We start from the raw sequence: 7,428 nt of genomic DNA on the forward strand, positions 1-7,428 counted from the left end.
GAGCCAGGGTGGTGGTTATGGCTCGCAGCCGCGACGCTCTAGATCGCAGTGTGGCTCGGCTTCGCGAACTGGGAAGCCCCGATGCGTTTGCGGTGTCGGTCGATGTGACCGACGCGCAAGGCGTCGAATCGGCGTTCGCCGAAATCGGCGAACGCTGGGGTGAGCTCAACGCGTTGGTGTGCGCGGCCGGGCCGGCGGTCTCGCAGCTACCTTGGCACCGCGTCAGCGACCAACAGTTCATCGACGCCTTCGTTCTCGGCGCGCTGGCGGCCCTGCGTTGCGCCCGCGCCGCGTTGCCCTTGCTGCGGGCGGCCGACTGGGCGCGCATTGTCAACGTCTCAGCTATGTCGGCGCGCAGCCAGGGTCACGGCCTTATTGAGTACACGGCTGCCAAGGCGGCGTTGAACAGCATCACCAAGAACCTTTCTCTGGAATTGGCCCCCGAGGGCATACTTGCCAACACTGTCTCGCCGGGCACATTCATCAGCGACCAAATGGTGCAGCACATCTCGAGCTTGCCGCCGGAACGGGGCGTGTCCGCCGATGATCCGGAGTCGGTGATGCGTTACATCTCAACAGAGTTCGCGGTTCGCGCAGACCTTGGCCGCGCCGGGTTACCCGAGGAGATCGGTCCGGTGATCTGCTTTTTGGCTTCGCGTCGCAACACCTATACGACCGGAGCGAACATCAATGTTGATGCAGGGTCATCCTTCTACGCCTAACGGATTGTCGGGTGAAGTCGGTCCAGTGTCCGATTCGCTTGCCTGTCGACATGTTCACCTTGGGGGCTAGCGCCAACGCGAGGTGGTCGACGATGTCACGTTTGGCTGATTGGCGCGCCGTCCCACCGTCGTCTTTGCAGCGGCGGGCCGATGGCCATGAATACATTGGCCGTTGAAGGCGCCGCAGTCCCGGCGCTGCAAGACGACCTCTAGCCAAGACCTGGCCTTCCACACGACATAGTGAAGCATTGTATATATAATTAGATGTATAGATCATGCGCGTCGGCGTCTGAGGCCGTATAGTTCACCACCGATGCAGATTCGGGATTGGATGCACTCGTCGCGGCCGGCGCTCATCTTGTACCCGTCGGGTACTGCATTGAGCTTTGCCAAGCTGGAGCAGCGGGCCAATCGGCTCGCGCACTTTTTCGTGCAGGCCGGATTGCGGGAGGGCGACACAATTGCCGCACTTCTCGAGAACAATGAACACATCCACCCGTTGATGTGGGCAGCTCGGCGCAGCGGGCTGTACTACGTGCTCATCAACACGCATCTGACCGCGGCTGAAGCGGCATACATCCTCGACAACAGCGGCGCCAAGGCCCTGATTGGTTCACGCGCGATGCGCGAAGTATGCGCAAGACTGGCGGAATACCTGCCCGCTGGCTTACCCGCGCTACGGTTGATCGCCGACGCGGACCTCGACGGCTGGGCACGATACCCCCAGTGCGTTGCCGATCAGCCCGATACGCCGATCGACGTCGAGCTTGAGGGCGATCTGCTGCAGTACTCGTCCGGAACGACAGGTCGCCCGAAGGGAATTCGGCGAGAACTGCAGCATCTGCCGCCGGCCGAAGCCTCGAATATGCTAGAGCCGCTGCTGGCAGCGGTGGGAATCACTCGTGACTCGGTCTACCTGAGTCCCGCACCGCTGTATCACACCGCCCCGTCCTACTGGTCGATGTCGGTGCAGGCGCTCGGCGCTACGACGGTGGTGATGGAAAAGTTCGATCCCGAGGGGGCGCTTGACGCCATCCAGCGTCACCGAGTGACCCATGCCCAGTTCGTGCCGGCCATGTTCGTGCGGATGCTCAAACTGCCTCAGCATATCCGCGAATCGTACGACGTATCGAGCCTACGGCGGGTCGTGCACGCCGCTGCGCCGTGTCCCGTGGAAATCAAGCGCCAGATGATCGACTGGTGGGGCCCGATCATCGATGAGTATTATGCGGCGTCTGAAGGCGTTGGGGCATCGTTCATTACGGCCGAGGAGTGGCTGGCGCATCCCGGGTCGGTGGGGCGATCGCTCGTGGGTAAACCCCACATCCTCGGCGAGGACGGCGTCGAGTTGCCGCCCGGGCAAGTCGGCGAAATTTACTACGAGGGCGGTTACTCCTTCGAGTACCTCAAGGATCAGGCAAAGACCGCCGCCTCCCGCGACGCGCACGGCTGGGTCACCGTCGGTGATGTGGGCTACCTCGACGAGGACGGTTATCTGTATCTGACCGACCGGCGCCATCACGTGATCATCTCGGGCGGGGTCAACATCTATCCTCAGGAGACTGAAAACGTGCTGGTGACCCACCCCAAAGTGCTCGATGCCGCGGTTTTTGGCATCCCCGATGAGGAGATGGGGCAGTCGGTGGCGGCGGTCGTGCAGACCGTCGACCCGACCACCGCAACACCGGAGTTCGCCGGCGAGCTGCGCGCATGGCTGCGTGACCGGGTGGCCCATTACAAGTGTCCGCGCTCGATCTACTTCGAGGCCGAGCTGCCCCGCACTGACACCGGCAAGCTCTACAAGCAGCAGCTGGTGGACAAGTACTCGCGAATATGAACACCGCCCTAACCGACACTGGGCCGCAGCCAGCCGACGGGGACTGAGTGGGCAGGCTGTCCTTGAAAATAGCTACCTGAGGTCGGAACCGAAATTGTAATAGAGCTAGATGTTTGGGTTGTTGCCCGAAGAAGTCGCGAGGCGCGAGTGAGCATTTCATTGTTGCTGGAGATGGCCGTTTCGGCAGAGCCGGACCGGCTCGCAGTCGTAGACGGAAATGTTCGATTGACGGTCGCGCGGCTTGGTGAACTGGCCGACAGAGGAGCGGGTGTCATCACTGGCACCGCGGCGCGGCATGTCGCATACGTCGGTACCGGTGGTGTGATGCTTCCACTGCTCATCTTCGGCTCGGCGCGGGCCAATGTTCCGTTAACCCCGTTGAACTACCGGCTGAGTGAAGATGGCCTGCGGCAGCTGATCGGCCGGTTGCCCGAGCCGTTGGTCATCGCTGACGCCGAGTACCGCGACGCCGTTAGCGACGCCGGCAGGCCGGTGTTGACGTCGGAGGAGTTCGTGGCGGCCGCAGGCACCGCCGAGCGGGCGTCGGATTTCGCCGACACCGATGACGTCGCGATCGTGCTATTCACCTCCGGGACGACGTCGCGCCCGAAGGCAGTAGAACTGTCCCACGGCAACCTCACCAGCTACGTGACCGGCACAGTCGAGTTCGGTTCGGCTCATCCAACCGACGCGGCACTGGTGTGTGTGCCGCCCTACCACATCGCCGGGGTGGGTGCGGCCTTGTCAAATCTTTATGCGGGTCGAAAGATTGTGTATTTGCGTCGGTTTGACCCGCACGAGTGGCTGCGACTCGTCGTCACCGAGCGCGTTACCACCGCCACAGTGGTACCTACGATGCTCGACCGGATCGTCGCCGTGCTGGAAAGCGAGCCGACCGCGGTGCCGACATTGCGCAATCTGGCCTACGGAGGGTCGAAGGTCGGGCTGCCACTAGTTCGCAAGGCACTCGAGCTGTTGCCGGGGGTAGGTTTTGTCAACGCGTACGGATTGACCGAAACCAGCTCAACAATTGCGGTACTGACACCAGAGGATCATCGCCAGGCGTACGGCTCGAGGGACGAGCAAGTTGCACGGCGGCTGGGCTCTGTCGGCCGACCCGTTCCGGGCATCGAGGTGCAAATTCGCGCCGAGGATGGCACTGTGCTCGGCCCGGGCGAGACGGGCGAGTTGTTCGTCCGTGGGCCGCAGGTGTCGGGGAAATACACAGGAATCGGCTCGGTTCTCGACCGCGAAGGATGGTTCGCCACAAAGGATCTCGCGATGGTGGATGAGGACGGCTATTTATTCATCGCCGGGCGCTCGGACGACACGATTATCCGCGGCGGCGAGAACATCGCGCCTTCGGAAGTGGAAGACGTGTTGATCGAGCATTCCGGCGTCCGCGAGGTCGCCGTAGTCGGCCTCGAGGATGCCGAGTGGGGCCAGATCATCGTGGCGGTTGTGGTTCCTGAGCCGGCCGTGAGCCCAGACCCGAGGAGTTGCGCGACTTCGCGCGCAAAAAGCTACGAGGCTCACGAACGCCGGACCGCATCGTATTTCGTGACCAGCTGCCCACCACTGCGACCGGAAAAGTACTGCGCCGGGAGATCGTTGAAAGTTTGAAATTCGCCGGCGCCGATCCGTGGTCATAGTCAGAAGTAAAGGAGGCACGGTGATCAACAGCCTGACACGGCGGCGTGGTGACAGCACCGCAGGCGTACCGCTGCCTATTCAGCGGCGCGACTCGTGAGCTGGCTATGACCGACCCGGATGCGGCTCAGCCGCCCGAGGATTTGGGAGTGCTTGACCTTCTGCTTTTCCGGGGAGCGGGCAATCCGCGGACGCGCTCGGGTGTGCTGTCGATGGAAATCCTTGACACCGTTGCCCAGTGGGAGCGTTTCGTGACTCACTTCGAACACGGCTCTGCGTTCCGCAGACCAGCCGCCCCGAGGCGTCGCGGGCGGTTTTGGCGTTGTCCCCGCTGTGGCGGTGAGCTAGCGAGCGGGTGATTGTCTTTGCAGGCCCGCTACCGAACGCTGCCCCGACCTCAGAGAGTGGTCCGGTGGGCCCACTGTTCACGTAGCGGACCCTTGAGGATTTTCATGCTGGCGTTGCGCGGGATCTCGTCGACGAATATGACGTGGCGGGGCACTTTGTAGTTAGCGAGTCGTTGCCGGGCCCAGGCGATCAAAGCCTCCTCGGTGAGGTTTTCGGCGATGACGAAAGCGGCCCCGACCTCGCCCATGCGCTCATCGGGAACACCGATCACCGCCGCATCGGCGATGTGGTCATGCTGTCGCAGGACGTGCTCGATCTCGGCGGGATAAGCGTTGAAACCACCGACGATGAACATGTCCTTCTTGCGGTCCACAATCTTGAGGAAACCCCGCTCGTTCATCGTCGCGATGTCTCCGGTGTGCAGCCAGCCCTCGGAGTCGATCACCGCGGCGGTCGCTTGCGGATCTTCCCAATAGCCACGCATAACGGTGTAGCCGCGCACCAATATCTCGCCCGGTTCGCCGACGGGCACTTCGGCGCCGGTGTCGTCGACGATCTTGACCTCGACATCGCGGGCGGGACGGCCTACTGAATTAGCGATGTCGTCGAGGTCGTCGCCGGGATCAGACGTGCTGACAAGCGAGGTCGCCTCAGTGAGTCCGTAGGCGGAGAGCACCACCGTGAAGCCGAGTTCGTCGCGTAGTTGGGTGTACAAGGATGCTGGCACATTAGCGGCTGACGGCACGGCGACCCGCAGCCGGGAGAGGTCCAATTCGCGGCGACCGGGATGAGCGATGATGTCGGCGAAAAGCGTTGGCGGGCCGAGTAGGATCGATACTTTTTCGCCGGCCAAGCGGCCCAACACGACATCGGCGTCGAAGACCGGCTGGGGGATGGCGCATACCCCCTGCATCAGGCAGGCCATCCAGCCGCATTTGTAGCCGAAGGTGTGAAAGAACGGCGGGACTATCAGATACCGGTCTCCCGGGGTGAAGGTGAACACGTCGGTGAGGTAACCGAAGGCCCGCAACGACTGCCCGTGGGTCAGCATCACACCTTTGGGCGCCCCGGTCGTGCCGGAGGTGAACATGATGTCGGACAGGTCGTCGGAGCCCACTGCTTCGATGCGCGTTCGTGCGGTGGACTCCTCGACGGCCGCGCCGGCTGTCAGGTAGTCGGTCCATGCCGTTGTGCCATCGACGCAGTCGGGGCCGACCAGGACGACCGGGATACCGACCTTTTCGGCTCGCAGCATCGACATGTAGTCGTTACCAAGGAATTTCGGGACCGTCAGCACCGCTTTGGCGCCGCTCTTGCGCAGGATGTAGGCGGCCTCGCCGCCTTTGAAACGGGTGTTGAGCGGTACGAGGATCGCCCCGGCCCCCAACACTCCGAGCGCCGCTGCGATCCAGTGCGCACCGTTGGGCGCCCACAGCGCCACCCGGTCGCCGGGTCGGACACCGAAGGCGATGGCCGCGCGCACCGACTCGATCATGCGCTCGGCGACATCGGCGAAGCTCCACCGCAGCCCGGCGTCGAGGTCCACCACCGCCTCGGCAGCGCCGTAGCGCTTCACGCTGGACAGCACCATCCGCGGGATGCTGACAAACTGCAAGTCGTGCCGCTTCACTGTGGCGGACTAATTGGTGGCGCCCGCGACAAAGGACCTGATCGCCCTGGCCGTTTCGTCCGGCTGATCCAGCATCACATAGGTCGAGCTGTCGTCGATGGTGTGCAGCGTGGCGTTGGGAAACGCGCCGGCGAGGCGGTGGGCGTGCGCCATTGGAAACAGCTTGTCGGCGTTGCCCCAGGCGATCAGCACCGGCTTTTCCCACGCTTCGATCGCCACGGTCGCGGCCAGCGTGTAGCGCGGGTCCAGGTCGGCGGTGAGCCGCACCGCCTCCCGGCGCACTTGGGCCGAACTGGCGAAGCCGCCGAATATCGCGGGCCGGCGAGCGACATCGATGCCGTGGCGGGTGACGGCCGAGGCGAAACGGGCCAGACCCGGCGGGGTTGCCAGCAGCCGCACCACCGCTGCGCCCAGCGTCGCGTTGAGCCGGCATAACCGCACCAACGGTGCGAAGCCCGACGGGGGGAAGTGCTCGAAGCTGTCGCAGTTGGTGAACACCAGCCGCGCCACCCGGCTGAAGTCGAGCAGATCATTGCCCAGCGCGGCCTGGACGATGCCGCCGCCGGTGTCGTTAGCCACCAGCGTCACATCGGAAAGGCCAAGCGCGTCAAGGAAGTGAAGGATCCGCCGGCCTGCCGCCGCCACACTCAGATCGACTGCCGAACCGACTGGCTTGCGCTGGGCACCGAATGGCCACGTCGGCACGATGCAACGGTGGGTGTCGGACAACCGCTCGGCAACGTCGTTCCACACTGCCCCGGTCACATAGACGCCGTGGACGAAAACCAGTGGTGGCCCCGACCCGGCGTCGGTGTATTCGATCTCGGCGTCGTCGACAATAACGGTGTCAGTCACAGCGGGTAACCTTCTGCAGACCTGGTGCTTTAACAGGGTAACTATATAGCTGATTCAGGCCCGGGTTGGGCGCCGTTTTCGCAATGGATTCACCGGTCAAACCGGGTCACACGCCGATTCTTTGCAGCAGGATCTCCCGATGCTTCACCGGATCGCCGAGGAGGTACTCGCTGCTTTTGGCCCGGCGAAAGTACAGATGCGCCGGATGCTCCCAGGTGAAACCGATACCACCATGAACCTGAATCGTCTCTGCGGCGACGCGGAAGAACGCTTCCGAGCAGAACACTTTGGCGAGCGCAGCGAGCACCGGCAGTTCCGAGGGATCGCTCGCTGCCGCGGCGGCCGCGTGGCGAACCACCGAGTCCATTCGCTCCACGTCGAAGGCC

Annotated in this window: 4 protein-coding genes and 2 pseudogenes (1 of these 6 cut by a window edge); 3 read left to right on the forward strand and 3 right to left on the reverse strand. The window is 63.4% G+C overall.

Translation table 11 applies throughout. From position 1 onward, the window contains the following. From ACFE99_RS10600 to ACFE99_RS10610, 3 genes and pseudogenes are all read left to right on the forward strand, one after another. Window positions 1-722: pseudogene (locus ACFE99_RS10600) on the forward strand (SDR family NAD(P)-dependent oxidoreductase); it begins 110 nt to the left of the window's first position. A gap of 313 nt (window positions 723-1,035) precedes the next feature. Continuing rightward, on the forward strand, window positions 1,036-2,559 hold the full coding sequence (fadD4, locus tag ACFE99_RS10605) for a fatty-acid--CoA ligase FadD4 (RefSeq protein ID WP_375484987.1): 1,524 nt from the start codon (window positions 1,036-1,038) through the stop codon (window positions 2,557-2,559). Window positions 2,560-2,706: 147 nt separating this feature from the next. Continuing rightward, window positions 2,707-4,211 (forward strand): annotated as a pseudogene (locus tag ACFE99_RS10610) (class I adenylate-forming enzyme family protein). A 395-nt stretch (window positions 4,212-4,606) separates the two neighbouring features. On the opposite strand, the gene ACFE99_RS10615 reads toward ACFE99_RS10610, so the two are convergent. From ACFE99_RS10615 to ACFE99_RS10625, 3 genes are all read right to left on the reverse strand, one after another. After that, window positions 4,607-6,187, reverse strand: coding sequence for an AMP-binding protein (locus ACFE99_RS10615; protein WP_375484989.1), 1,581 nt, complete (start codon window positions 6,185-6,187; stop codon window positions 4,607-4,609). Between the two features lie 9 nt (window positions 6,188-6,196). Further along, complete coding sequence (locus ACFE99_RS10620; RefSeq protein WP_375484991.1) at window positions 6,197-7,042, reverse strand: alpha/beta fold hydrolase; 846 nt, start codon at window positions 7,040-7,042, stop codon at window positions 6,197-6,199. Window positions 7,043-7,148: 106 nt separating this feature from the next. Further along, a partial coding sequence (locus tag ACFE99_RS10625) for an acyl-CoA dehydrogenase family protein (protein WP_375484993.1) occupies window positions 7,149-7,428 on the reverse strand: 280 nt, incomplete at its 5' end.

The organism is uncultured Mycobacterium sp. (genome assembly GCF_964249325.1).
In the GTDB taxonomy this organism is placed as follows: domain Bacteria; phylum Actinomycetota; class Actinomycetes; order Mycobacteriales; family Mycobacteriaceae; genus Mycobacterium.

Bases quoted from the DNA above. Each gene is read 5' to 3' on its own strand.
- fadD4 (WP_375484987.1), top strand. From the start codon at position 1,036: ATGCAGATTCGGGATTGGATGCACTCGTCGCGGCCGGCGCTCATCTTG.